This is a genomic window from Actinoallomurus oryzae (assembly GCF_039541955.1).
Taxonomy (GTDB): Bacteria; Actinomycetota; Actinomycetes; order Streptosporangiales; family Streptosporangiaceae; genus Actinoallomurus; species Actinoallomurus oryzae.
Genome location: NZ_BAABHF010000028.1, coordinates 16,052 through 41,352, shown reverse-complemented (window position 1 = coordinate 41,352; position 25,301 = coordinate 16,052). Strand labels below are relative to the sequence as shown.

Below are 25,301 nucleotides of genomic sequence, written 5' to 3'. Positions count from 1 at the left end.
TGGGCATGGTCAGTTGGTGACGCGGCCGCCGGCGACGTCGACGGTGATGCCGGTGAGCCAGGAGGCGGCGTCGGAGGCCAGGAAGAGGGCGGTCCGGGCCACGTCCTCGGTGGTGCCCAGGCGCCGGAGCGGGTGCGTCGCGGCGACCTTGGTCCGCACGTCCGGGGGCATGTTGGCCAGGACCTTCTCGGTGGCGATGGCCGAGGGCGCGATGGCGTTGACGCGGATGCCGTGCGGTCCGACCTCGGTGGCCAAGTGGCGGGTCAGCATGACCAGACCGGCGTTGGCCACGCCGTAGGCGAGGTTGGCCTGGCTGGGCTGCCGTCCTGCGGCCGAGGACATGGTGATGATCGACCCTCGGCCGCGTTCGATCATGCCCGGCAAGAACGTACGGATGGTGAGGAACGCCGAGGTCAGGTCGGAGTCGAGGACCTGACGCCAGCGCTCCTCGGTCAGCTTCGCCGTGGGCACCGGGAAACCCTGGCCACCGGCGAACGCGGCCAGTACGTCCACCGGGCCCAGCTCGTCTTCGGTCCTCCGGCGAGCCGCCTCCAGGGCGGCGGAGTCGGTGACGTCGGCCACGACGGCGATCGCCGTCCCGCCCTTGTCCTGGATGCCGGCGACGACCGAGTCGAGGGCCGCGCGGTCGCGGCCGACGACGGCGACCTTGGCGCCCTGGGCCGCGAAGTCCCGCGCCGTCTGCGCGCCGATGCCGCGCGATCCGCCGGTGATGAAGACGACACGACCGTTCAGGTCGGGGTAAGTGCTGGACATCGCGGAACGCTCCTTCGGTCGGGTGGGGGTTGGGTCACGCGTTCTGGTGCCGCGTACGGTGCCGGGTCTTGGGCAGCAGGGCCGCGACGAACACCAGCCAGACGAGGCCGCCGAAGCGGACGATCGGCAGGAGGAAGCCGAAGCCGGACGCCACCAGGGTCAGCAGGGACACCATTCCGATGGCGGCCAGTGGCAGCCCGGTCCAGGTCACGCCGCGCGGCAGCAGGCCGGCGAGCAGGCCCGTCACGGAGATTCCGGCGATGAGCAGGGCGAACGTCGCCGCGTAGAGCGGGCCGCCGGACAGGAACGACAGGTCGGCGAGGGCGCGGGCCAGGGCCGGCGGTGCGTCGGCGGCCAGCCGGCCACCGGCCCAGCCGAAGATCGAACTGAGCGCCAGCGCTACGGACCCCAGCACTCCGCCGACCAGGGTGATCGCCGATCCCGGCGCGGTGATGCCCAGCGCCCGCAGCCGCCGGTACAGCACCGCGGCGCCCAGCGCCAACGGCACGGCGGACGCCAGCATCAGCAGCGCGCCGACCTCGGCGGCCGTCTCGTGAGTCTGCGCGTAGTGGAGAACGGCCGCGCCCGAGGCGTCGGGGTGCGGAGTCTCCCTGTTCACGATCGTGTAGGCGACGGTCGTCACCGCGAAGGCCACGACGGGGGCGAGCAGCGGTGGCCCGGCCTGCGGTCGGCGCCCGGAGCCGGTGGAACGCGGCGAGGTGGACGTGTCGGTCATGATCTCTCCTTCGATCGGTACACACTCGATAATGATTACAGATCTGAACGATTGTCAAGTGTGTATGATGTCCGCATGAGTACGAACCGCGAGAAGGAGAGCCCGGCGTTCCGGGGCGGCGCGGCGTTCCTGCTGTCGCAGCTGGGAGCCCACGTGGCTCAGCAGTTCGCGGACCGGGTCGCCGAGCTGGATCTGACCCCGGCGCAGGCGGGGCTGCTGCGCATGCTGGTTCAGGCGCCCGGCCGCAGCCAGCGTGAGCTCGCCGAGATGTTGGGGATGCCGCCGAGCCGCTTCGTACCGTTCGCCGACGGCATGCAGGAACGCGGCCTGATCGAGCGGCGGAGGAACCCGGACGACCGCCGCGTCTACTCCCTGACCCTGACCGACAAGGGCATGGAGCTACTGGCCCGCCTCGGCACCGTGGCCAAGGCGCATGAAGAACAGGTCTGCCAGGCGCTGGCGCCTGACGAACATCAGCAGCTGATCGGCCTGCTCCGTCGCATCGCCGACCAGCAGCAGCTCACCCCGGGCGTCCACGGCGGCTACCGCCGCCTCCGCTCCGGCTGACCACGGCCCGCTGCGGGTGTGCGATACGAGGGAAGTCGTCGCAGTCAGAAAAGGGGTTCAGCGGAGCGGGCGGAAGAACGCGCGGACGTCCTCGATGAGCAGGTCGGGTGCCTGTAGTGCGGCGAAGTGCCCGCCCCGGTCGAACTCCGACCAGTGCACCACGTTGTGGTCGCGTCCGGCGAGGCGGCGGATGGTCGAGTCGCCGGGGAACACCGCCACGCCCAGCGGCACCTTCGAAGGCTCGGGCGGTCCCCACGACGCGGCGCTCTCCCGGTACAGCCGTGCCGCCGAGCCGGCCGTCCCCGTCAACCAGTAGACCGTCACGTTCGTCAGGATCGCGTCCCGGTCGATCGAGCCCACGGCCTCGCCGTAGTCGTCGAACCACTCCGTGTACCAGCCGAGCTGCCCGGCCGGTGAGTCCGCCAGCCCGTACGCGAGGGTCTGCGGCCGGGTGCTCTGGATCGTCGCGTAGCCGGACCGCTCCCGCTTCCAGCGGTCCAGCCCGGCCAGCCGTTCCCGCTCGGCCTCGGTCAGGCCGGTCAGCTCATCGGGGTCGCCCGAGGGCAGGGCCGTCAGCGCGTTCGCGTGCACGCCGACCACCTGGGACGGGGCGACCCGGGCCAGCTGAGGGGAGATCCGGGCGCCCCAGTCGCCGCCCTGCGCGCCGTACCGCTCATGGCCCAGCCGGCCCATCAGCTCCGCCCACGCCCGCGCCACGCGCGCCACGTCCCAGCCCGCCGACCGCGTCGGGCCGGAGAATCCGTACCCCGGCAGCGAGGGCACCACGACGTCGAACGCGTCCGCCGGGTCGCCGCCGTACGCGCCGGGGTCGGAGAGCGGACCCAGGAGATCGAGGAAGTCCGCGACCGTGCTCGGCCAGCCGTGGCTGAGGATCAGCGGCATCGCTCCCGGCTCCGGCGACCGGGCGTGCAGGAAATGGATGCGTTCCCCGTCGATGACGGTCGTGAACTGCGGGAACGCGTTGAGCCGAGCTTCGTGCGCGCGCCAGTCGTAGCCGGTGCGCCAGTATTCGGCCAGCTCCCGCACCCGCGCGAGCGGCACACCGTACGACCAGCCCGCGTCCGGCAACTCGTCGGGCCAGCGCGTACGGGCCAGCCGGTCGGTCAGGTCGTCGAGGTCGGCCTGCGGGATATCGATGTGGTACGGATGGATGTCGTCGCCCATGCCCGCATTCGACCATCCATTCAGGTCAGGTTCTGTCCTCTGCGAACTCCGCCATCCCGTCGGCGAAGGAGATCGAGGCGCGGAAGCCGAGCTCGGCCGCGGCGCGTTCCGGTGAGGCGATGATGTGCCGGACGTCCCCGAGCCGGTACTCCCCGGTCACCGTCGGCTGCGGGCCGCCGTACGCCTTGGCCAGGGCGATCGCCATCTCCTCGATCGTGTGCGGCTCGCCGCTCGCCACGTTGTACGCCCGCAGGGCGCCGGCGGTATGGGGGTCGGACGACAGCGCCAGCACGTTGGCCCGCGCCACGTCGCGTACGTGCACGAAGTCGCGTCGCTGGCCGCCGTCCTCGAAGACCCGCGGTGGCTCGCCGTGTTCGAGACGGGACCGGAAGAGCGCGGCGACACCGGCGTACGGGGTGTCGCGCGGCATCCGCGGGCCGTACACGTTGTGGTAGCGCAGCGCGGTCACCGAGCCACCGGTCGCCCGCGCCCACGACGCGGCGAGGTGCTCCTGGCCCAGCTTGGTGTCGGCGTAGGCGTTGCGCGGATCGGCCGGGGCGTCCTCGCCGACCGTGCCCGGGGTCAGTGAGGCGCCGCACGTCGGGCACCGGGGTGAGAAGCGCCCCGCGGACAGGTCGGCCTCGTCGCGGGGCCCGGGCCGTACGCGGCCGTGCGACGCGCAGTCGTAGGCGCCCTCCCCGTACACCACCATGGACGAGGCCAGCACGAGCCGCCCGCAGTCCGCCCGCGCCATCGCGGCGAGCAGCACGGCGGTCCCCACGACGTTCGTGGACGCGTAGTCGGGCAGGTCGGAGACGTCGACGCCGAGCCCCACCTTCGCCGCCTGGTGGCAGACCGCGTCGACGCCGTCGAGCCGGCGCGCGACGGTGGCCTCGTCGCGTACGTCCTCGCCCGAGCGAAGGTCGAGAGTGCGCACGTCATGGCCGCCCTCGCGCAGGGCGTCCACGATGTGGGAGCCGATGAAACCAGAGGAGCCGGTCACGAGTACACGCATGGCCGCACGCTAACGACGCGTCCCGTGCGGCGTCCCGCTCCTGACGTGTGCCGTAGCACTTCGGTAAGAACCCAAACCATCCGCGGATGTCCGCTTTCGGCATTTTGTACCGGTAAACCCCCCAGAGATTCTCCACGTCTCCTGATCGTCACTCGACATCGCGAGTGGCAACCTGAGGAGGTCTGGTGAAAGTACGCGTTTTCTCGCGCGCGCTGGCCGTCACCGCGGTCACCGCACTGGGGGCGGCGGGTATGGCGGGCGTGGCCGGTACGGCTCACGCGTCCGCCCTTCCGAGCACGGCACAGGCGGCGGTGAAGGCCGCGCCGGCCGGAGCCAAGCCGTACGACTTCAACGGCGACGGATACTCGGACCTGGCGCTGGGCAGCCCGTACGGCACCGTCGGCAGCGCCACCACCGCGGGCTTCGTGACGATCGTGTACGGCTCGGCGTCCGGGCCGAACACGGCCAAGAAGCAGATCATCTCGCAGAGCACCGCGAGCGTGCCGGGCGTCGTGGAGAACGCCGACCACTTCGGGTTCTCGGTCACGTCCTTCGACTACGACGAGGACGGGTACGCCGATCTCCTCGTCGGCGCGCCGGACGAGGACACCACCGACGGCACCAACGCCGGTTCGGAGACGATCCTGTGGGGCTCGTCGTCGGGCCTGAGCGGCACCGACTCGCAGGCCATCGCCGAGCCCGACTCCCCGGGCGCGAACCACCGGTTCGGCTATGCCCTGGTCGCGGCCGACTTCGACGGCGACGGCCACACCGACTGGGTGGACGCCACGCCCGGCGTGCAGGCGTTCTACCCGTTCCGCAACCCGGGTCCGGCCGCCGTCGCGGCCAAGAGCACCTCCGCTCACCCCGGGCGGGCCCTGCCGTCCGCTCCGCAACGCCAGACGGTCCGCAGGGCCAATAAGGGCGTGAAGGCGGCCGCCGACACGGCGTACACCGGGATGGTCCTGGCCGCCGGTGACATCGACGGCGACGGGAAGCCCGACCTGGCGGTCGGCTGGCAGGACACCGACGATCCGACCTCCGGGTTCGGCGTGTGGCACAACTTCAGCGACACGGAGATCCCGTTCGCGAACGAGGCGATCACCAACGTCACCAGCCTCGCCGTGGGCGACTTCGACGGTGACGGGTACGGCGACATCGCGGTCGGCAGCGCCGACGAGAGCAACGGCGTCGGCGGCAACGTGACGGTCTACAAGGGCGACGCGACCGTCAGCCTCGGCACGACGAGCACGATCACGCAGGACAGCGACGGCGTGCCGGACACGGCCGCGGCCGGTGACCGGTTCGGCTACTCGCTGGCGGCCGGTGACGTGAACAAGGACGGCAAGGCCGACCTGGCGGTCGGAACGCCCTACAAGACCGTCTCCTCGCAGTCGCACGCGGGAGAGTTCTTCCTGCTGTACGGGAGCGCGTCCGGCCTGCCCGGCGCCGCCTCGCAGGTGATCAGCCAGGACACGACCGGTGTACCCGGCGCGTCCGAGGCCGACGACGAACTCGGCTGGACGGTGAACGTGACCGACGTCAACAATGACGGCTACGCCGACGTGATCGGCGGCGCCCCGAAGGAGAACGGCACCGACGGAGCAGTGGTCTACATGCCCGGCAGCGGCACGGGCCTCACCGCCACGGGCTCGCAGGGCTGGGGCGCCGGCACGCTCGGCATCACCGGCCTGGACGCCCAGGTCGGCGTCCGCCAGGGCCGCGACGGCTGATCCACACCGGATGCGGACCGGCCGCTCGCTCAGGAACCGGGCGGCCGGTCCACCGACTCCTCGACGGCGCGGATGGTCGGGCACGGCCAGCGCCACATGCACGCCCGGCAGCGGCGGATCGGGCTGGCCGGGTCGCTGGAGATGCCGCCCGCGTCGCGCGGCTGGTGCAGGTCGAGCAGTCGCAGGCCCAGGTCGGCGAAGGCGACCACCTCGTCGCGGGCGGAGGAGAGGAACCGCAGGTCCTCGCGCGAGAGCCGGGCCTTCACCGGCACGACGCCCTCACGGTTGATCAGTCCCGAGAAGTAGTGCGTGACGGACCGCCACGATGTGGACTTCTGGGAACGGGTCCGGATGAGCTCCAGGCGCTCGCGCAACCGGGCGCGTCGCGGATCGTCGAGCCTGTCGCCGGTCATCGCGCCCGCCTCGGCCGCCGCGTGGCGCGCGAGTAAACGATCGGATACGCCAAGTCGAATCGGCGCTGGATCGAACTCGCGAAATCGCTGGCGCCGACCCGGCGAACGTTCGTGGACACCGCACTAGCTTCCCTTACGCGCGACGCGCCGGGGGGTGAAATCCCGCACATCTGGTCCCGGGAGCCGAGATGATCTCCATGTGCCCTGACCTGCGTCGGAATAATTTATAAATGTCTGATTAAAAGCGGAAATCTGCACAGCGTTCAGGCAAAGGACACCCCACCACCGGGCAACGGACAGTCCCTAATCTGGCTCGCCTCTGGTTCCTCCGGGCGGGGGACGCTAGTGTGCGGCACGTGGAGCTAAAGATCTCGACTGCATCTCAGGGAGGTCACGCCGTCGTCTCTGTCTACGGCGAGGTCGATCTCTATACGGCACCTAGACTGCAAACGGAGCTCGCCGCGCTGGTGCGCGACGGAGTCAGCCGGCTCGTCGTGGACCTCAGCGGGGTCGAGTTCTGCGACTCGACCGGCATGAACGTCCTGCTGTCGGCGATGAAACGCATGCGTGAGAACGGCGGTTCGCTCGAGCTCGCGGCGCCGCGTTCGGCGGTCCGCAGGATTCTCCAGGTCACCGGCCTCGACACGGTGTTCTCCGTGCACGATGCCGTACCTGCCTTCGGACGGACGTAGCCGCCACTACCATCGCCATCATGCAGGCGGACATCCAGGCCGACACGGCCGTGATCATCTCGGCCAAGGACGAGCAGGACCGCATCGCCGCGACCGTGGAGGCCGCCGCGTCACTACCGGGCGTCGACCTGGTGGTCGTCGTGGACGACGGCTCCACGGACGCGACGGCGCGGATCGCCGAGGGCAGCGGCGCCAAGGTCGTCCGGCACTCACGCAACCGCGGCAAGGCCGCGGCCATGGAGACCGGCGCGTCCGCGGTGCGTCTTCTCGACGGCGACGTGCCGCGTCACCTGCTCTTCCTGGACGCCGACCTGGGTGAGACCGCCAAGCAGGCCGGTCCGCTCATCGAGCCGGTACGCGGCGGGTCCGCCGACATGACCATCGCGGTCTTCAGCGAACTGGTCAGGCTCGGCGGGCACGGCTTCGTCGTCCGCCTGTCGCGTGACGGCATCAAGCGGCTCACCGGCTGGTCCGCGACCCAGCCGCTCAACGGCCAGCGGTGCCTGACCCGCGCGGCCTTCGAGGCGGCCCTGCCGCTCGCGGCGGGGTTCGGCGTCGAGACCGGCCTCACCGTCGACCTGCTGCGCAAGGGGTTCAGGATCACCGAGGTCGAGGTGCCGCTCGCGCACCGCGCCACCGGCACCGACTGGCGCGCCCAACTGCACCGCGCCCGCCAGTTCCGCGACGTCGGCCGCGCTCTGGCGGCCCGCGAGCCGGCCGTGGTCCGGCAACGGGACCGCCTGCGCCGTGCCGGACGCTGACCTGCCCGCACACGCCGGCAACGCTCCACCCGTCGCCTCCGCCGTGCCGGACGCCGACCTGCCCGCACACCTCGGCAACGCCCCACCCGTCGTCTCCGCCGAGCCGGGGCCACGGGCTGAAGAACCCGCGGACCGCGCCGCCGCGTCGGACCACCCGCCCCCGAGACCTGCGGGCGGGGCCGGTGAAGCGCCGCCGGGCGGGCCCGGTGTCCCCACCGCACGCCGTGATCACCGTGGTCCGGCCGGGCTGGGGCTCAGCGCCGCCGGCCTGACCTGCTTCCTCCTCGTCGCCCTGCTCGGCCCCTCCGTCATGCAGCCCGCCCTGCCCGGCAGCGCCGGGCAGCCCCCGTACTCCCTCGTCGTCCACCCCTCCGCGTATCTCGTCGTCGCCCTCACCGTCGCCGGCGTCGTCCTCACCGTCGCCGGCCTGGCCCTGTGCGCGCTCGCGGCGCGTCGTGGCTGGACCTTCCGGCCACGCCTGCTGCTGGTCGCCGGGGCCGTCGCCGCCGGGGCGTTCGCGCTGATGCCTCCGGTCGGCTCGGCCGATCACCTCAACTACGCCGCGTACGGGCGGATGGCCGTCACCGGCAACGACCCCTACGTCACGACCGCGCGGAGCCTGCCCGCCGACCCGGTCGCCCACGCCGTGCAGGACTGGCGCGACACCCCGACCGTGTACGGGCCGATCGCCACCGCGCAGCAGACGCTCGCCTCGCTGGTCGGCGGCACGTCGGTGCGGCTGACGGTGTTCGTCATGTCGCTGACCAACGCGCTCGCCTTCGTGGCCGCCGGGCTGCTGCTCTACCGGACCGCCCGCGGCGACCCCGGCCGCGAACTGCGCGCCGTGCTGCTGTGGACCGCCAACCCGCTCCTGCTCTTCGAACTCATCGGCGGTGCGCACAACGACGTCCTGGCGATCGCGTTCGCGGTGGCCGGGCTGGTGGCCTTCGGGCTGCCGGACCCGCTGCGGCCACGCCCGGGCGACGGCCGCAGCCTGAGCCGCTGTGTGTCCGCTGGCATCCTCATCGGCGCGGGCGCCGCGATCAAGATCAACGTCGCCATCGCCGGCGGCGGTCCGCTCCTGGTGCTCGTGAGCGAGTGGTGGCGGTCGCGCGGCACCGGCGAGAGCGGGCACCGTAACGGCCTCGGGCCGACCGTGGCGCGCGCCGCGGCCCTGTGCGCCTCCGCGGCGGCCGTCACCGGTCTGGCCTATCTCATGGCGGGCCCGCACTCGTTCGACCAGCTCGGCCGCGCCTCCAAGTCGGTGTCCCTGGCCACGCCCTGGCACCTGCTGGCGGGTACGGGCGGCGGCCTGCTGGTGACCGTGTCACGCTCGGGCGTACGGCTCGGCTCGGTGCTCCTGACGCTCGTACTGGTCGCGCTGCTGCTGCGTGCGCTGCCCCGGCCGCACGTCGGCGGCCTGACCGACCCGATCGGCGACGAGACGTTCCGTATCGCCGCCGCGCTGGCGCTGGCCTGGCTTTTCGCCGCTCCGTACGCCCTGCCCTGGTACGACGGGCTCGGCTGGGCGACGATCGCGCTGCTGGCCTGGTCGCGGTTCGACGGGCTGCTGCTGGTGCGCACCGGCGTGCTGGCCCTGGCCTACCTGCCCGCCCGAGATCCCCGGCACGCCGGGCTGCCGCACGACCTCGACTGGCTCGTCACGGTCGTACGGGCCCAGGTCACCCCTTGGGTGCTGACGCTGACTCTGATCGCTCTGATCGCGGCGGCGACGCGCTGGTCGCCTCGGGCCCAAGCGCCCGGATGCTCGCCGCGAGCGCCAGCGGGATCGCCACGGTGAACGCCAGCGCCGGGATCGCCACGCCGGAGTCGTTGACCAGCATGCCCGCCCCCGCCGTCACCAGCACGCCGACGAGCGTGGGCCGCAGCGCGGGGGCGCGCTCGTAGGCGGTCTGCAGCACGGCGGCGCGCCAGGCGAGCGGCCGCATCAGCGCGAAGACCAGGAAGGCGAGGGCGGCCACCGCGATGAGCGACAGCTCCCAGTTACCGAACGTGCCGACCATGCCGCGGAACTTGCGGAACACGACCGTGCCGCCGTCCCCGTTCAGCAGGCTCTTCCAGAACTCCCCGATGTGGGTCGGCTCGGCGCGCAACGAGTCGAGGAACGCCACGCCCAGCACCACGACCGCCCCCACGACCAGCACCGCCAGCAGCCGCGACGGCCGGATCCGCCGGCCCGCGATCATCAGGGCGAACACGGCGAACCCGGGGAAGATCGCGATGATGCCGCCGAAGTCGGCACCGGCGAACGGCGCGCCGTCGATCACCAGGCCCAGCACCCCGGCGCCGACCACGGCCGCCGTCGCCGCGGTGCGCCGACCGGCGTCCAGCAGCCATCCGGCCACCGCCCCGGTCGCGATGATCAGGCCGGTCACCCACAGCGCCCAGGGGATGTTGCCGAAGCCGTAGAAGCGGCCCGCGACCACGGGCGTGTACCCGAGCATGCTGCACGTCTGCAGGCGGCTGCCGGTGAGCACGTCGAGCGTCAGGACCAGGGCCGTCACGGCGCCGATGACGGCGCCCGCTCCGGTGATCGAGCGGCGCCACGGCCCCGCCAGGGCGACGGCGGTGATCACGGCGATGCAGACGAGCACGCCGGTGACCATCACGATCGCCGGATGCCCGGCCGACCACCATGGGATCACGTTGGCGAGGAACGTCGCCGCGGGCAGCGCGGCGCCCGCCAGCGAGGCGACCCTGGCCGCCGCCAGGAGGCGGCGCTGTTTGCGCCTGAGGGCGAACACGCCGAACGCGTACAGGGCCACCTGCACGATGACGAGGGCCAGGAAGAAGGACGAGAGGACTCCCCGGTAGACCTGCGCCTGGACGTCCCTGTCGTTCAGCCGGTCGGCGAGCGTGGCCACCGAACGCGGCTTGGCGCCGTCGTCACGCCACCGCGTGCCCACCGCGTCGCTCGGCTGCTTCAGCCCGAGGGAGTGCAGGACCGTCGCGGTGACGTCGGTCAGCGTGACCAGCCCGCCGGTCCGGGTGGAGTCGGCGGTCAGGTAGTGGGAGGAGTACCCCGGGCCGCTGGCGATCGCGACCCGCAGGTGAGCGACGACGTTGGCGTCGGACACGCCCGCGACCAGCACCGTGGCGTTCGGCGGCAGGGCGGTCAGCACCTCGCCGATCTGGGCGTCGGCGGACTTCACCGCCGCCGCGCGCTTCTTGGCCGTGACGTTGGCCTGGTGGCCGTTCACGTCCACGCCCGCGTCGATGTAGGCGTGGACGACGTCGTCGACGTCGACCACGGTGAGCGCGCACCGGGAGAGCCCGTCGGCCGGGATCTGCTCGGTCGACGAGACGTATCCGTCGACCCGGCCGGCGCTGTCGGCGGCGCCGAGGACCGCGCCCGGCCCGACCGCCATCGTGCAGCCGCCGGCGCGGTGCACCGTGTCACCGAGCAGGCCGACGTGTGACTTGTACTTGTTGTGCGCGTTGTCGTCGCGCATCGCGGCGAACCCGGGGACGGCGCTGCCCTCCGGGGCCGGAGGCAGGCCGCAGCTGCCGTGGCGGAGCTGCGACCGCTGTCCCGCGGAGACCGTGAGCCAGCCGTCGATCGGGCACGTGTGCGGGCCGACCGTCTTGACCGACAGTGCGGCGGCGGAGCCCTGCGTGGCGAGCCTGGCGAGGTTCGGCGTGGCGGTAGCGTTGATGTCGCCCCACTGGAGTCCGGGGACGCCGATCAGCACGACGTGGCCGCCGGGCGGGGCACTCGCCGACGCCGCCGGTGCCGTGGCGGACAGGAGAGCCAGCGCCACGGCTGTGAGAAGGAGCAACGCAGCCGCTGCACCTTTTGTGTGGCTACGTCCCGCATCGCGCGGCTGTGCCACGATCACCTCCATGTCTGGGACGTCCCCAGGCTAGCGGCGGACCTGGGACAGGATGGACACATGGGCGGACGAAGGACGATACGCGGGGTGGTGATCGTCGCGACGGCGATCGCCATTACCGCCGTCGCGGTCGCGCCCCTCGTTCTGCACTGGCTGACGAATCAACCTGACCAGCGTCTCGTCGATCTGGACGTCTACCGCTCGGGCGGGCAGGCGGTGCTTCGCGGCGCCCCGGTCTATGACTTCCTGACCCAGCCGCCGCAGCTCCTCCCGTTCACCTACCCGACGTTCGCGGTGCTGCTGGCCGTTCCGCTCGCCCTGGTCCCCTGGACCGCCGCGCAGTGGCTGTGGACGGGATTGATCTTCGCCGCCATGGCCCTGGTGGTGCGCTACTCCTTCGCCCGGCTGCTCGGCCGGATCCGGCCGTGGGCGCCGATCGCGGTCGGGGTGCTCGTCGCGCTCTGTGCGTACGCCATGCCGCTGCGGGACCAGGTCCGGTTCGGGCAGGTCGACATCATGCTCGTGGCCATGTGCGTGGCCGATGTCGCCCCCGGGCGCACCCGCTGGCCGCGCGGCGTCCTGGTCGGGCTGGCCACCGCGATCAAGCTGGTGCCCGGGGTGTTCGTGATCTACTTCTTGGTCACCGGCCGCCGGCGCGAGGCGATCAACGCCGCGTTCGCGGCCGTGGCGGCGACGCTCCTGACCTTCCTGGTGCTGCCCGGCGACTCGGTGGACTACTGGTTCCGCGCGCTGTTCGACAGCGACCGGCTGGGCTCCAACACGGGCACCACCAACCAGTCGATCCGCGGCATGCTGCTGCGCCTGTACTGGCCGGACGCCGTGACCTCGCTGATCTGGCTCGTCTGCGTCGCGATCGTCGCGTACCTCGGCTTCCGCGCCGCCCGCGCCGCCTGGCGGGACGGCGACGAGATCCGCGGCATCGCGATCACCGGGCTGATCCAGGTGCTCGTCTCGCCGGTCTCCTGGATCCACCACCTCGCGTGGCTGGTGGTGATCCTCGGCGCGATCGTCGGGGACGGGCGCGACCTGCGCCGGATCGCGCTCGCCGCCGGCGCCTGGCTCTTCTACGTGCTCCAGGTGCCCTGGTGGGGGATCACCATGTTGGCGCACCACATCGGGCCCCGTTTCCTCGGCCGGATCGTCCAGGACGCGTACGGGCTGGGAGCGTTGGCGTTGTTGGTCGTCTTGTGGCGGATTCGCCGATCCGCCATGGATTCGCAAAGTGACGGCCCGGACACCTCGCGTAATAAGCCCAGGGTGGGTACGCTCAATTCGTGATCCATATCACTCTGGCATTGATCGGCATCATCCTCGGTGGCCTTGGGCTCTACGCGGGCCTCACCGCGCGCAAGCGTGCGGTGCAGGCGTTCGAGGAGTGCGCGGAGATGATGCGTCGTCAGCTCCAGGTGACCTCCGGCGCCGGCGACAACCGCGCCATCCGTGACGTCGCGATCGTCCACTACGACGCGCTGAAGGAGTCCTCCGCCGGGCTGTCCTTCTCCGTGGCCATGCTCAACGCCCTGGGCGACGGCGTCGTGCTCACCTCGATCAACGGCCGCACCGAGGCTCGCACGTACGCCAGGGTGATCCAGGGCGGGCGCAGCCAGCAGGTCCTGTCTCCGGAGGAAGACCACGTCGTCCGCGCGGCACGGCTGGGCCGGGGCCCGTCCATCCGCCTCGACGAGCGGCTCGACGTCCGCGTCAACGGCCAGCCCTCGTCGCCCGCGTAGAGCCGTCGCACGGCGACCGTACCGGGACATACCGCCCACGGTCGGCGAACCGCTCATGCCGGTCCCCGGTAGCCCGTAACCTGGAATGACACCGGACCGGATCACGCCTGAGGGGACCTTGGTGACCGAGCACGACCCACGTCACGACGCTACGGCGGCCGGCCGGTTCGCCTATTTCGGACCCGAGGGCACCTTCACCGAGGCCGCCCTCCTCACGCTGCCCGAGGCGGCCGAGGCGGTCCGCGAGCCGTTCGCCACCGTCCCGGCGGCCCTGGACGCCGTACGCCGCGGCGACGCCGACGCCGCGATGGTCCCCCTGGAGAACTCCGTCGAGGGCCCGGTCACCACCACGGTCGACGACCTCGCCGACGGCGACGCGCTGATCATCGCGGGCGAGGTCCTGCTCCCCGTGGAGTTCTCGCTGCTCGTACGCCCCGGCACCGCACTGGGCGACATCAAGCGCGTATGCACCCACCCGCACGCCTACGCCCAGTGCCGCAAGTGGCTCGCCGCGGCCCTGCCGGACGCCGACGTGTCGACCGGCACCTCCACCGCGGGCGCCGCCATGGAGGTCTCCGACCCGACCTCCGGCTTCGACGCGGCGATCGCCGCCCCCATCGCCGGGCGGCGCTACGGCCTCGTCCCCGCCGCCGAGGGCATCGCCGACCACGCCGGCGCAGTGACGAGGTTCGTCCTCGTACGCCGCCCCGGCCCGCCCGCCGCCCCGACCGGTGCCGACCGCACCTCCCTGATGGCGTACCTCACCCACGACCACCCCGGCGCGCTGCTGGAGTTCCTCACCGAGTTCGCGGTGCGCGGCGTCAACCTGACCCTGATCCAGTCGCGGCCGACCGGAGACGGCTTCGGCCGCTACCGCTTCTGGATCGACTGCGAGGGCCACGTCGCGGACGCCCGCGTCGGCGAGGCGCTCGTCGGCCTGCGCCGCGTCTGCGCCGACATCCGCTTCCTCGGCAGCTACCCGCGCGCCGACGAGGTGCGCCCGGAGATCCGCCGCGGCACCCACGACGACGACTTCGCCGAGGCGTCCGCCTGGCTGTCCGCCATCCGCGCGGGTCGCGACCTGTAGCCAGGCCCTGACAGACTGCTCCTCACCCCGCGCCGTGCCCCCGGGCCGCCTGGAGATTCGAGGACGACCTCATGAGCTATTTCTGGCCGATACTCGTCGGGCTCCTGGCCGTGGCCATGGCGGTCCTGGCCTTCCGCGTCGGCGTGAGGGTCGCGCGGATCCTCTTCATCGTCGCCGCGGTGTGCCTGGCGATCGGCACCGTCCAGCTGATCCGCGCCCAGGGCGGGAACTCCTGGAGCGGCGGCGAGATACACGACGCCGCCGAGCAGGCCGCCCAGGCGTTGGAGACCGAGGAGGGCGTGCTCGCGGACGCGGGGGACGAAGACCGCGGCTTCTTCTCCTCGTACGTCGAGGACAAGCTGCAGCACACCGACGCGGCGCACGCCAACCGCGGAGAGCTCTCCGTCTCGCGTGATCAGGCTCAGGGGGGCCCGGCGGATCCGCGCCGGCAGAAGGAGATCGTCGAGCGCTACGCCGTCAGCGACCGGGGCAGGCACGCCGTGTGCATGACGGTCACCGGCACGAGGGCCGGCCGAGTCATGGCCGCCGGCAAGGTCTCTCCCGACTACTACTGGAAGCTCTCCGTCGAGGTCGCGAGCGGTTCCTGCTGACCCCCACCCACGGTCCGCCGTTACCGAATCGTGTTTCCGGGCGGCCAACCCGCGATGATCATGGGGCGTCTCCTTTGCGCCACATCGGCACGCCCTGCCGCCATCCCAGGCCATCGATCCGGAGATCACCTGTGCGTGGAATCGTCGCTGCCGCCGTCGTCGCGGCGGCACTGTTCACCCCGAGCGCGTCGCATGCCTCCGACCTGCTCCCCACACACTTCAGCGAGTTCACCTTGACGCCCTCGACGGTCGACGTGGACCACGACACCGTCACGTACGCGGGCCGCCTCGTCTACACCGACACCGACGGCGTCGACAAGGGCGTGCCCGGCGTGAACGTCTGCGCCGGCCTGGAAAGCTCCTGCACCAAGGCGACGACGACCGATGCCGACGGCCGTTTCACCACCGATCTGACGCTGACGACCACCGGCCAGGATCCGACCATGGTGGAGGGGACCGCGACCGTGTCGTTCCGCGGCACCGCCGCGTACCGCTGGGTCAAGGCCGACCCCGTTCCGCTGCACGTCCGGTCGGCCCCGACCAGGATCTCCCTCTCGCTGGACCCGATGCCGAGCGTGATCGGCGAGAAGGTGAACGTCAGCGGTCGGCTCGAACGACAGACCGCGGACGGCGGGTGGGCAGGAGCCCCCGGCCAGGTCGTCCGGATCTATCTGCACGATCCGAACACCGGCGTCGACCGGCCGGTGGTGAGTAAGCTCACCGACCCGGACGGTTACTACGCCTTCCCGGCGACCGTTCCGGCCAGTGGCCAGTGGACCGTCGAGACCCGGGACACGTTCGAACGGTTGGACGGCACTCCGTCCAACGGTCCCTACCAGGGAGCCCGCGCGCAGACCGACTACCTCACCGTCAAGGACCCCACGCAGATCGTCGGTTTCAATGCCGCGCCGGAACCGGTCGGAAAGGGTGCGACGCTGACCGGTGACGGGCGGATGACGCGGACCGTGGCGGGCGGTTCGAACGCCCCTGTCACGGGCGGGGACGTCGACCTGCAGTTCTCGGCCGACGGCACGAAATGGACCACGGTCGCCCACGGCCGGACCGACGACGGCGGGTACTTCACCATTCCCGCGAAGGCGACGGCCGACGGCTACTGGCGGGCCGCCGTCGAGTCGGGACCGGTGTATCTGCCCTCCACGAGTTCCTCCGACCACGTCGACGTGCGCTACCGGACGGCGATCTCCTCGTTCAACGCCTCGCCCGAGCCGGTGACCAAGGGCAAGACGATCACCGTTGCCGGGACGCTCAAGCGTGACACGACGGCGTGGAAGGCGTTCTCCGGTCAGAGCGTGAAGATCTACTTCCAGGCGAAGGGCGCCACGAGCTGGACGTACGAGGGGACCGCGAAGACGAGCTCCACCGGGCACTTCTCCCACGGGTTCAAGGCGGCCAAGGACGGCATCTGGCGGGCGACGTACGCGGGCGGTTCCTCGTACCTGGCCGTGACCGGCTCCGGGGACTACGTCGACGTACGTTGATCGTCGCGTGAGCGGTTATCGGCGCGCGGAGGCCGAGGTCGTCCGGGTAACCTCGTGCCTGTGATCGACCTGCGAACCCTTCGTGACGACCCGGAGCGGCTGCGTGTCAGCCAGCGCACCCGGGGTGAGGACGACACCGTCGTCGAGCGACTGCTCGACCTGGACGAGCGGCGGCGGTCCGCGCTGAGCTCGTTCGAGTCGCTGCGGGCGGAGCAGAAGTCGTTCGGGCGGTCGGTCTCCAAGGCGCAGGGCGACGAGCGCCAGAAGCTCCTCGACCGGGCGAAGGAGCTCGCGCAGCAGGTGAAGGAGGCCGACGCCGAGGCGCAGCGGCTCGAGCAGGAGCTGACCGAGCTCCTGCGCACGGTGCCGAACATCGTCGAGGAGGGCGCGCCGGCCGGCGGCGAAGAGGACTACGTCGTCCTGGAGACCGTCGGCACCCCGCCGACCTTCGCCTTCGAGCCCAAAGATCATCTGGAGCTCGGGGAGGCGCTCGGTGCGATCGACACCGAGCGCGGCGCCAAGGTCTCCGGCGCCCGGTTCTTCTACCTGACCGGCGTCGGCGCCCAGCTCCAGCTCGCCCTGCTCAACCTCGCCATGGAGCAGGCCATCGGCTACGGGTTCACCGCGATGGTGCCGCCCGTGCTGGTCAAGCCCGAGGCGATGGAGGGCACCGGCTTCCTCGGCGCGCACGCCGCCGAGGTCTACCAGCTGCCCCAGGACGACCTCTACCTCGTCGGCACCTCCGAGGTGCCCCTGGCCGGCTACCACATGAACGAGATCATCAACGATCTCCCGCGGCGCTACGTCGCCTGGTCCTCCTGCTTCCGCCGCGAGGCCGGGTCGTACGGCAAGGACACCCGCGGCATCATCCGGGTGCACCAGTTCGACAAGGTGGAGATGTTCTCCTACTGCGACCCGGCGGACGCGCACGAGGAGCACCTGCGCCTGCTGGAGTGGGAGAAGGAGATGCTCGCCAAGGTCGAGCTGCCCTACCGCGTGATCGACACCGCGGGCGGCGACCTGGGCACGAGCGCGGCCCGCAAGTACGACTGTGAGGCGTGGGTGCCGACCCAGGAGCGCTACCGCGAGCTGACCTCGACCTCCAACTGCACCGACTTCCAGGCGCGCCGCCTGTCGGTGCGCTACCGCGACGAAGGCGGCCGTACGCGCCCGGTGGCGACGCTCAACGGCACGCTGGCCACCACCCGGTGGATCGTCGCGATCCTGGAGAACCATCAGCAGGCCGACGGCTCGGTGCGCGTGCCCAAGGCACTCCAGCGGTTCCTCGGTCGCGAAGTGCTCGAGCCCGTCGCGAAATGACGCCTCCGCGCCTCATCGCGACCGACCTGGACGGCACGACCGTGCGCAGCGACGGCACGGTGTCCGAGCGCACCGTCAAGGCGTTCGCCAGGGTGGAGCGGGCCGGGGCCATGCTGGTCATGGTCACCGGCCGGCCGCCGCGCTGGATCCACCCGGTCGCCGAGGCCGTGGGCCATCGCGGCGTCGCGATCTGCGCCAACGGCGCCCTGGTCTACGACCTGCACGACGAGCGGGTGATCCGCTCACACCTGATGACCAGCGAGGCGCTGCGGACCGCGATCGAGACGCTGCACGCGGCCCTTCCCGACCTAGGATTCGCGGTGGAGTACGAGGAGGGCATCCAGTACGCGCGCGGCTACGAGCTGTCCGGCTGGGACAACGCCGAACGCGACGACTCGATCGCCCTGGAAGAGCTGATGACGCGGCCGGCCGCCAAGCTGCTGGCCCGTCATCCCGAGCTCGACGCCGACGCGTTGCTCGCCGCCGTCGTCGACCTGGTGGGCGAGGTCGTGCTGCCGACCCACTCCAACGGCCGGCGGCTCGTCGAGATGAGCGCGCCGGGCGTGTCGAAGGCCAGCGCGCTCGCCGAGCTGTGCGAGGAGCACGGCATCGCCGCCGACGACGTCGCGGCGTTCGGTGACATGCCCAACGACCTGCCGATGCTCCTGTGGGCAGGCCGGTCGTACGCCGTGGCCAACGCCCACCCGCAGGTGCTGTCGGCGGTGAGCCGAACGGTGGCGGGCAACGACGACGACGGCGTTGCCCGCACCATCGAGAAGCTGTTCCCCGAAGAACTATAGGTACGGGCCGGAGGTGCGGCCGGGGGCGTTGTCCTCCTGCGGGATGGCGCCCGGCGGCAGCGCGCGGCGCATCTGCTCCAGCTGGGCGCGGGCCGCCATCTGCTGGGCGAACAACGTGGTCTGAATGCCGTGGAACAGGCCCTCGAGCCAGCCGACGAGCTGCGCGTGGGCGACCCGCAGCTCGGCCTCGCTGGGGGTGTTCTCGGTCGTGAACGGCAGCGCGATGCGCTCCAGCTCCTCGATCAGCTCCGGGGCGAGCCCGTCCTCCAGCTCCTTGATCGAACGCTGGTGGATCTCGGCCAGCCGTGCGCGGCTGGCCTCGTCGAGGGGCGCCTGCCGGACCTCTTCGAGCAGTTGCCGGATCATGCTGCCGATGCGCATGACCTTGGCCGGCTGCTCGACCATCTCGGCGACCGAGCGCTCCTCGGACTCACCGTCCTCACCGGAGGCCGTGGCCATGCCGTTCTGGCCGACAACGACGATATGCGGGTCCTGGTTGCTGTTCAGTGGATTGTTCATGAAGCCTCAGTTTCCCACTGTGAGGAGGATCTTGCCGATGTGTGTGCTCTCTTCCAGGATGCGGTGCGCGGTGGCCGCATCGTGCATCGGGACCGTCCGATCCGTGATCGAGCGTACGGCTCCCGACTCCAGCAGCGGCCACACGTGCTCGCGCACCGAGGCGACGATCTCCGCCTTCTCTTCGCGCGGGCGCGCCCGCAACCCCGTCGACTGTATCGACGCGCGCCGGCTCATGAGCTTGCCGAGGTTCAGCTCGGCCCGGGCGCCGCTCTGGAAGCCGATGATCATGAGTCGCCCTCCGGTGCCCAGAGTCTCCACGTTGCGCGCCAGATATTCGGCGCCCATGTTGTCCAGGATGACATCGACCGGCCGGGCCTCTTTGACGAAATCCTCGGTGCGGTAGTTGATTGCGATGTCGGCGCCGAGCTCGCGGCAGCGCCGGAGCTTTTCCTCGCTGCCCGCGGTGCACAGCACTCGTGCGCCGTGCGCCTTGGCGAGCTGGATGGCCATCGTGCCGATTCCGCTCGAACCGCCGTGCACCAGGAATGACTCGCCTTCGCGGAGTCCGGCCAGCATGAAGACGTTCGACCAAACGGTGCACACGACCTCGGGCAGGCCCGCGGCCTCGACCACGCTCATGCCTTTGGGAACGGGCAGTAGCTGCCCCGCGGGCACGGCCACCCGCTCGGCGTAACCGCCGCCGGCGAGGAGGGCGCACACCTCGTCGCCGACCTTCCAGCCGGTGACGCCCTCGCCCAGCGCCGCGATGCGCCCGGAGGCCTCCAGCCCGGGATACTCCGGTGCGCCGGGCGGCGGGGGATAGGCACCCTTTCGCTGGGAGACGTCGGCGCGATTGACGCCGGCCGCGACGATGTCGAGCAGCACCTCACCTGGGCCGATGACGGGATCAGGAACCTCGGTCCATCGCAATACGTCTGGCTCGCCCGGATTTTCGATCACGATCGCATGCATGGGCCTCACGTTAGTCGGGCATGGTGACGCGACACGGTATGGGCCGGTACCTACAGTGGCTTAGGCTGCGGATGAGCGTCTTTTTGCGGGTTCATCCACTGCGCGTCCACGAGGGGGACCTAGTGGCACGAAATGATCAGGATAAAACGGGTCGTTCTCTCGAAGAACAACTCGCGTCCCTTGATGCGATGAGCGGCGGCGACGCCGTCAAGCCGAGCGAAGAGGATAGGGCGAAAAAGCCCGGCGAGGACAAAGCGGTCGAAGAGGACGAGGGCGAGTCCACCGGCGCGTGGACGAACACGCCGCCCGCACCGACCTTCCCGCAGTACCCCGCCCCGCAGGACGCCCCCGCTCAGCCGCCCGCGGAGGGGCCGCAACCGTACGGCTTCGGCTTCCCCGGCTATCCCCCGCAGGACTTCGGGGCGGTGCAGCAGCCGCCGCAGTTCCCCGGAATGCCCACGCCGGGCCCGGAGTACGCCCATCCGCCGTACCAGCCGCCCGAGCAGGCCGCGGCGTACGAGAGCATGCCGCCGGTGAACGGCGCGAACGCCGCCGAGCCCGCGCCGGCGGACCCCGAGCCCCAGCCCGCGCCCGCCGAGCCGGAGGAGCGGTACGAAACGGACGAGGGCGAACGGACCCACTACATCGATCGCCGCCTGCCGGCCGCCGAGGCCACCCAGGTGGACTCCGGCTATGACAACTACGCCGAGGGCGGTTACCAGGGCTACGTGCAGTACCCGCCGCCGCAGTACGGCCCGCCGCCGGAGCAGGGATACCCCGGGCAGCAGTACTACGGGCCGCCCCCGGGCGTTGAGCAGCCGCCGTACCAGGGACAGCAGCAGTACGGTCCGCCGCCGGAAGCCGAGCAGGGCCCGTACCAGCAGCCGTACGCTCAGCCGCAGCAGTACGGTCCGCCGCCCGAGGCCGAGCAGGGCCCGTACCAGCAGCCCTACGCCCAGCCGCAGCAGCCGTACGGTCCGCCGCCCGGTGGAGAGCAGGGCCCGCCGCTGGCCCCGCTGCCGGACGCGTACGCCCAGCAGCCGGAGACCGGCCAGACCGCCGACAGCCTGAGCGCCGACATGCTGCTGCGCGGCCGGCGCCACGCGCCGGCGGGCGGTTGGCGGCGCGCGATCTACAAGGCGTCGGGCGGTGTCATCCACCCGGGCGAGTCACCGCAGGAGCTGCGCAAACGCGAGCTCTTGGCGCGTGCGCGCACGCCCGTCGCCGGCGGCCACCACCGCGTGGCGGTGATGAGCCTCAAGGGCGGCGTCGGCAAGACCACGACCACCGTCGGGCTCGGCTCGACACTGGCGTCGTTGCGTGGCGACCGGGTCATCGCGGTCGACGCCAACCCCGACCGCGGCACGCTGTCGGACAAGGTCCGCCTGGAGACCGCCACGACCGTACGCGACCTGCTGAACGAGCACCAGCAGATCCAGCGGTACGCGGACGTGCGGGCCTACACGTCCCAGTCGTCCTCACGGCTGGAGGTGCTGGCCTCCGACCGCGACCCGGCGGTGTCCGAGGCGTTCAGCGAGGACGACTACCGCACCGTCGCCCACGTGCTGGAGCACTTCTACTCGATCTGCCTGACCGACTGCGGCACCGGCCTGCTGCACTCGGCGATGGCGGGCGTGCTGGGCCTGGCGAACCAGCTGGTGCTGGTCAGCTCGCCGTCCGTCGACGGCGCACGCTCGGCCTCGGCGACGCTCGACTGGCTGGAGGCCCACCACTACGGCGACCTCGTACGCAACGGCGTCGTGGTGCTGTCGATGGTGCGTTCCCGCAGCCGCAGCACGGTCGACCTGGACCGGCTCCAGGCCCACTTCGAAAGCCGCTGCCGAGCGGTCGTCCGTATCCCGTACGACCCCCATCTGGAGGAAGGCGCCGAAGTAGAACTCGACCAACTCTCCGCCGCCACCCAGGACGCCTACCTGGTCCTGGCCGCGACGGTGGGCGACGGCTTCGCCTGGCCGCGCTAGGGGACGGGCGGGGGCGACCAGATCGCGCGTAGGGGTGCCATGCCCTCCTCGACGTAGTCGGCGATCGGGCGTGCGCCGCCGTCGAGGTACCACTGCTCCAGCGCGCCGAAGTAACCGAACACCAGTGCGTTCGCCGTCACGCGCGCCTGGGTCTCGGTCACATCGCCGCGGCCGGCCAGCATCGGGGCGATGCGCTGGCTCGCCCGGTCGAGCGCGGCGCACGCGGCCATGCGCACCGACGGCTCCTGGAAGAAGTAGCGCACCCGGCGCCAGGGGCTCCGCTCGGCCTGCGACCGCGACGTGTCCTGAGCCCCGGACGTCTCCTCCGGCGTCGCCTCATAAGCGCGCACGATCCGCAGCAGGCTGCTGACCGGATCGTTCAGATCCAGGATCTCCTCCAGCGCCTCCTGGCTCATGCTGTCGAACTCGTCGGCGACGAGGAGCCCTTCCTTGGTGCCGAAGTAGCGGTAGACCGACGACGGCGACACCTCCGCCGCGGCGGCGATCTCCTCGATCGTCACCGCGTCGAACCCACGCTCGTCGAACAGGTCGAGTGCCCGCTCCTGGATGGTGCGCCTGGCCTTGACTCGCCGGCGTTCCCGCAGACCGGATGCCATCCACCGAGGCTATAGACAGTCACACTCTTCAGCAAGTGACTCTCTATAGCAATTGACTCGCTGCTTCATGCCTTCGTACAGTCACTCGCATGAGACAGTCACTATCTGAAAAATCCGGTATCCCGACGGCGGCGCCCGGCGGCCGGCGCTTCACCGGCTACGCCGTGGCCGCCGCGATGGCCCTGTCGGTCGTCCTCGCGGCGGCGGCGATCGTCGACCAGTCCGGCGGACGCACCCTTGTCGACCACGCCGCCGCCGTGTACGCGTCATCCGGCAAGCGGCCGTCCGCGGGCCTGCTCTACGGCCTCGTGTACTCCGTCGCCGTCATCGACGCCCTGCTGTGGCTGCTCGTGCTGCGCGCCGCGCGCTCCCACCGCAGGTCGGCGCCGGTCCTGACCGTGACCGGGATCGTGGTCTCCGCCGGCCTCGCCGCACTCCTGCTCGCGTCCTCGGAGTACGGCGAACGGATCTTCCCGCCGCTGTGGGGCGTGCTGGCGATCCTGCCGGCCGTCGCGGGCGTCGTCGCGGCCACGTTCCTCCTGCGCCGGGCCTAGAGTTTCGGCAGGCGGAGCGGGTGCGCGGATGTGTCCGATGAGCCACCGGGGCACATCGCGCCGAGGATGAACGCCCTGAGCGCGTCGTCGATCGGACTCTCCTCCAGCGTTCCGTCGGCCTTGAGGTGCTGGTAGGTGCTCTCGTTCAGCCCGTACGCGAGCTGGCGCCGGCCGTCCGCGCTGCTGAGCGCCATCGTCTCCATGCCGAACACCGCGCCGTCGTGCCCCCAGACCCGGCCGCAGGGAAGGTCGAGCCGGAACAGGGCGAGACCGTAGTCGCCGACATGGGCGCCGGAGGCATCGAGCATCGGCACCGTGCGCTCCATCTCGGCGAGCTCGGCCGCCGGGACCAGCCGTCCGCCGAGCAGCGCGGCGTAGAAGGCGTCGAGGTCGGCCATGGTCGAGACGACCTCACCCGCCGTGGAGGCCCAGCTCATGTTGTAGACGCTGTACTCGCCCGGCGGATCCACCAGGCCGTACAGCGGGTAGTACGCCTTGGAGTGCGGACCGGCGATATAGGGGTTCGTGCCGGGAAAGTAGGTGTGACGCATCCCGGCCGGGCGGATCACGTGTTCGGTGATGTAGGTGGCGGCGGGCCGCCCGGTGACCTTCTCCAGCAGCAACCCGGCCAGGACGTAGTTGGTGTTCGAGTAGGCCCACTTCGCGCCTGGCTCGTTCGTGGCCGGCCGGTTCATCCCGATTCTCACCAGCTCCTCGGGCCGGAAGGTGTGGAACCGGTAGCGATCGAGGTCCGCCGTCGACCCCTGGCCCAGCGAGGCGAACACCGCGTCGTCGTAGTCGTTGATGCCGCTCGTGTGGTTCAGCAGCATCCGTACGGTGATCTGTCGGCCGCGCTCGCCCGGTACGAGATCGGGCAGGTACCGCCCGATCGGCGCGTCCAGCGCGATCCTGCCTTGCGCGACCTGCTGGAGAACGGCGGTGGCGGTGAGCGTCTTGGTGATGCTGCCGATGCGGTGCCGTGAGTCCGGCGTGACGGGCCGCCCGGTGCTCGTGTCCGCGACCCCGGACGCCCCCTTCCAGGTCCGCCCGCCGTCGCGTACGGCGGCGTAGACACCGGGCATGCCGGCCGCGTGAACGGCGTCGAGCGACCGCTGCAACCTGGCCGTGGCCGCGACCGCCGGGGACGAGGTCAGAGCGGGAAGCGCCAGGCCGCTCATCAGCACGGCCCCCACGTAGGTGCGCCAGGTACGGCGCCACTTCTTGGTCAGCATGCACCGAGGATTACGGAACTACGTAATTTCGTCAAACCGTAGGGGCGGCGTGATCGCGACGTCGTGGGGCCGAGATAATGACCCCATGGCAGATGACGACGCGGGAGCGGAGCCGGGTCTCGCCGAACGGCTGGCCCGGCTGGAAGAGCGGGTGGCGGCCCTGGAGTCCGCCAACGCCGCTCCCGTGTCCACTCCCGGTGTGAGCTCGGACCGGTTCTGGGCCCTCGACGGCCTCAAGGAACGAATCCCCGACCCGGGAGCGGTCCTGTTCGCCGGCTCGGTCACGCTGCCCACCGGCGAGCACTACGACTGGCAGGAAGGCCACCCCACCACCGCGATCCTGGACGGCGACTGGACCGAGGCCGGCACGACGCTCACAGCACTGGCCCACCCCATCCGCCTGCTGCTCCTGCGAGAGATCCTCGGCGGCGCCCGCACCACGGCCGAACTCGGCAACCACGAACAACTGGGCACCACCGGCCAGCTGTACCACCACCTACGCCAGTTGGTCTCCGCCGGCTGGCTACGCTCCACAACACGCGGCCAATACACAGTTCCCCCGGAACGCGTAATCCCCCTCCTGGTCATCCTCACCATCTGCCACCGCTAACGCCGAACCGACCGGAC

Annotated in this window: 25 protein-coding genes; 15 read left to right on the top strand and 10 right to left on the bottom strand. The window is 71.2% G+C overall.

The annotated features are described in order from the left end of the window. Positions 1–9 precede the first annotated feature (9 nt). Together ABEA10_RS27170 and ABEA10_RS27165 are read right to left on the bottom strand one after the other, a co-directional pair. Positions 10–774, bottom strand: a complete 765-nt coding sequence (locus tag ABEA10_RS27170; protein WP_345468766.1) for an SDR family NAD(P)-dependent oxidoreductase — start codon at positions 772–774, stop codon at positions 10–12. A gap of 34 nt (positions 775–808) precedes the next feature. Next, on the bottom strand, positions 809–1,510 hold the full coding sequence (locus ABEA10_RS27165) for a DUF4386 domain-containing protein (protein WP_345468765.1): 702 nt from the start codon (positions 1,508–1,510) through the stop codon (positions 809–811). 75 nt (positions 1,511–1,585) lie between these two features. Here ABEA10_RS27165 and ABEA10_RS27160 point away from each other — a divergent pair, with 75 nt between their 5' ends. Next, the gene (locus tag ABEA10_RS27160) at positions 1,586–2,077 is read left to right on the top strand and encodes a MarR family winged helix-turn-helix transcriptional regulator (protein WP_345468764.1); all 492 of its coding nucleotides are present in this window, start codon (positions 1,586–1,588) and stop codon (positions 2,075–2,077) included. Positions 2,078–2,134: 57 nt separating this feature from the next. On the opposite strand, the gene ABEA10_RS27155 is transcribed toward ABEA10_RS27160, so the two are convergent. Together ABEA10_RS27155 and ABEA10_RS27150 are read right to left on the bottom strand one after the other, a co-directional pair. Next, the gene (locus tag ABEA10_RS27155; RefSeq protein WP_345468763.1) at positions 2,135–3,262 is read right to left on the bottom strand and encodes an epoxide hydrolase family protein; all 1,128 of its coding nucleotides are present in this window, start codon (positions 3,260–3,262) and stop codon (positions 2,135–2,137) included. Positions 3,263–3,287: 25 nt separating this feature from the next. Further along, a complete protein-coding gene (locus ABEA10_RS27150) occupies positions 3,288–4,277 on the bottom strand; it encodes an NAD-dependent epimerase/dehydratase family protein (RefSeq protein WP_345468762.1) in 990 nt (329 codons plus the stop codon). Between the two features lie 185 nt (positions 4,278–4,462). On the opposite strand from ABEA10_RS27150, the gene ABEA10_RS27145 reads away from it, so the two are divergent. Next, positions 4,463–6,010, top strand: coding sequence for a hypothetical protein (locus ABEA10_RS27145; RefSeq protein WP_345468761.1), 1,548 nt, complete (start codon positions 4,463–4,465; stop codon positions 6,008–6,010). A 29-nt stretch (positions 6,011–6,039) separates the two neighbouring features. Here ABEA10_RS27145 and ABEA10_RS27140 read toward each other — a convergent pair whose 3' ends face one another. Beyond that, a complete protein-coding gene (locus tag ABEA10_RS27140; RefSeq protein ID WP_345468760.1) occupies positions 6,040–6,423 on the bottom strand; it encodes a hypothetical protein in 384 nt (127 codons plus the stop codon). Between the two features lie 356 nt (positions 6,424–6,779). Here ABEA10_RS27140 and ABEA10_RS27135 point away from each other — a divergent pair, with 356 nt between their 5' ends. Genes ABEA10_RS27135 through ABEA10_RS27125 form a run of 3 tightly spaced genes read left to right on the top strand, consistent with a single transcriptional unit; the run spans position 6,780 to position 9,677 of the window. Continuing rightward, positions 6,780–7,115 (top strand): STAS domain-containing protein, encoded by a 336-nt coding sequence (locus tag ABEA10_RS27135; protein ID WP_329249211.1) that lies wholly within the window; start codon positions 6,780–6,782, stop codon positions 7,113–7,115. A gap of 20 nt (positions 7,116–7,135) precedes the next feature. Beyond that, the gene (locus ABEA10_RS27130) at positions 7,136–7,876 is read left to right on the top strand and encodes a glycosyltransferase family 2 protein (protein WP_345468759.1); all 741 of its coding nucleotides are present in this window, start codon (positions 7,136–7,138) and stop codon (positions 7,874–7,876) included. Continuing rightward, complete coding sequence (locus tag ABEA10_RS27125; RefSeq protein ID WP_345468758.1) at positions 7,863–9,677, top strand: MptA/MptB family glycosyltransferase; 1,815 nt, start codon at positions 7,863–7,865, stop codon at positions 9,675–9,677. Before ABEA10_RS27130 ends, ABEA10_RS27125 begins: the two co-directional genes overlap by 14 nt. Here the strand turns inward: ABEA10_RS27125 and ABEA10_RS27120 are convergent. Further along, on the bottom strand, positions 9,559–11,676 hold the full coding sequence (locus tag ABEA10_RS27120) for a hypothetical protein (protein ID WP_345468756.1): 2,118 nt from the start codon (positions 11,674–11,676) through the stop codon (positions 9,559–9,561). The two genes, ABEA10_RS27125 and ABEA10_RS27120, sit on opposite strands and share 119 nt — an antisense overlap. 114 nt (positions 11,677–11,790) lie before the next feature. Here ABEA10_RS27120 and ABEA10_RS27115 point away from each other — a divergent pair, with 114 nt between their 5' ends. From ABEA10_RS27115 to ABEA10_RS27085, 7 genes are all read left to right on the top strand, one after another. Continuing rightward, positions 11,791–13,029, top strand: coding sequence for a glycosyltransferase 87 family protein (locus tag ABEA10_RS27115; RefSeq protein WP_345468755.1), 1,239 nt, complete (start codon positions 11,791–11,793; stop codon positions 13,027–13,029). Next, positions 13,026–13,481, top strand: coding sequence for a DUF4446 family protein (locus tag ABEA10_RS27110; RefSeq protein ID WP_345468754.1), 456 nt, complete (start codon positions 13,026–13,028; stop codon positions 13,479–13,481). The genes ABEA10_RS27115 and ABEA10_RS27110 overlap by 4 nt, the downstream gene beginning before the upstream one ends. Before the next feature lie 121 nt (positions 13,482–13,602). Beyond that, complete coding sequence (gene pheA, locus ABEA10_RS27105; RefSeq protein WP_345468753.1) at positions 13,603–14,568, top strand: prephenate dehydratase; 966 nt, start codon at positions 13,603–13,605, stop codon at positions 14,566–14,568. 71 nt (positions 14,569–14,639) lie between these two features. Then, on the top strand, positions 14,640–15,179 hold the full coding sequence (locus ABEA10_RS27100; protein ID WP_345468752.1) for a hypothetical protein: 540 nt from the start codon (positions 14,640–14,642) through the stop codon (positions 15,177–15,179). Between the two features lie 131 nt (positions 15,180–15,310). Further along, positions 15,311–16,678 (top strand): peptidase associated/transthyretin-like domain-containing protein, encoded by a 1,368-nt coding sequence (locus ABEA10_RS27095; protein ID WP_345468751.1) that lies wholly within the window; start codon positions 15,311–15,313, stop codon positions 16,676–16,678. A gap of 60 nt (positions 16,679–16,738) precedes the next feature. Then, positions 16,739–17,998, top strand: coding sequence for a serine--tRNA ligase (gene serS, locus ABEA10_RS27090; RefSeq protein ID WP_329249237.1), 1,260 nt, complete (start codon positions 16,739–16,741; stop codon positions 17,996–17,998). Beyond that, positions 17,995–18,798 carry an HAD family hydrolase gene (locus tag ABEA10_RS27085; protein WP_345468750.1) on the top strand — a complete coding sequence of 268 codons (804 nt, stop codon included), beginning with the start codon at positions 17,995–17,997 and terminating at the stop codon, positions 18,796–18,798. Before serS ends, ABEA10_RS27085 begins: the two co-directional genes overlap by 4 nt. On the opposite strand, the gene ABEA10_RS27080 is transcribed toward ABEA10_RS27085, so the two are convergent. After that, the gene (locus ABEA10_RS27080) at positions 18,793–19,317 is read right to left on the bottom strand and encodes a bacterial proteasome activator family protein (RefSeq protein WP_329249242.1); all 525 of its coding nucleotides are present in this window, start codon (positions 19,315–19,317) and stop codon (positions 18,793–18,795) included. The two genes, ABEA10_RS27085 and ABEA10_RS27080, sit on opposite strands and share 6 nt — an antisense overlap. Positions 19,318–19,323: 6 nt before the next feature. Continuing rightward, positions 19,324–20,289, bottom strand: coding sequence for an NAD(P)H-quinone oxidoreductase (locus ABEA10_RS27075; protein ID WP_345468749.1), 966 nt, complete (start codon positions 20,287–20,289; stop codon positions 19,324–19,326). 188 nt (positions 20,290–20,477) lie between these two features. Here ABEA10_RS27075 and ABEA10_RS27070 point away from each other — a divergent pair, with 188 nt between their 5' ends. Then, a complete protein-coding gene (locus ABEA10_RS27070) occupies positions 20,478–22,271 on the top strand; it encodes a nucleotide-binding protein (RefSeq protein WP_345468747.1) in 1,794 nt (597 codons plus the stop codon). On the opposite strand, the gene ABEA10_RS27065 is transcribed toward ABEA10_RS27070, so the two are convergent. Next, positions 22,268–22,888, bottom strand: a complete 621-nt coding sequence (locus ABEA10_RS27065; protein WP_345468746.1) for a TetR/AcrR family transcriptional regulator — start codon at positions 22,886–22,888, stop codon at positions 22,268–22,270. The two genes, ABEA10_RS27070 and ABEA10_RS27065, sit on opposite strands and share 4 nt — an antisense overlap. A gap of 89 nt (positions 22,889–22,977) precedes the next feature. Here ABEA10_RS27065 and ABEA10_RS27060 point away from each other — a divergent pair, with 89 nt between their 5' ends. Continuing rightward, positions 22,978–23,442 carry a hypothetical protein gene (locus ABEA10_RS27060; RefSeq protein ID WP_345468744.1) on the top strand — a complete coding sequence of 155 codons (465 nt, stop codon included), beginning with the start codon at positions 22,978–22,980 and terminating at the stop codon, positions 23,440–23,442. On the opposite strand, the gene ABEA10_RS27055 is transcribed toward ABEA10_RS27060, so the two are convergent. Then, positions 23,439–24,674, bottom strand: coding sequence for a serine hydrolase domain-containing protein (locus ABEA10_RS27055; protein WP_345468743.1), 1,236 nt, complete (start codon positions 24,672–24,674; stop codon positions 23,439–23,441). The genes ABEA10_RS27060 and ABEA10_RS27055 overlap by 4 nt on opposite strands. Before the next feature lie 85 nt (positions 24,675–24,759). On the opposite strand from ABEA10_RS27055, the gene ABEA10_RS27050 reads away from it, so the two are divergent. After that, entirely contained in the window at positions 24,760–25,284 is a 525-nt protein-coding gene (locus ABEA10_RS27050) for an ArsR family transcriptional regulator (protein WP_345468741.1), read from the top strand. Positions 25,285–25,301: the final 17 nt, after the last annotated feature.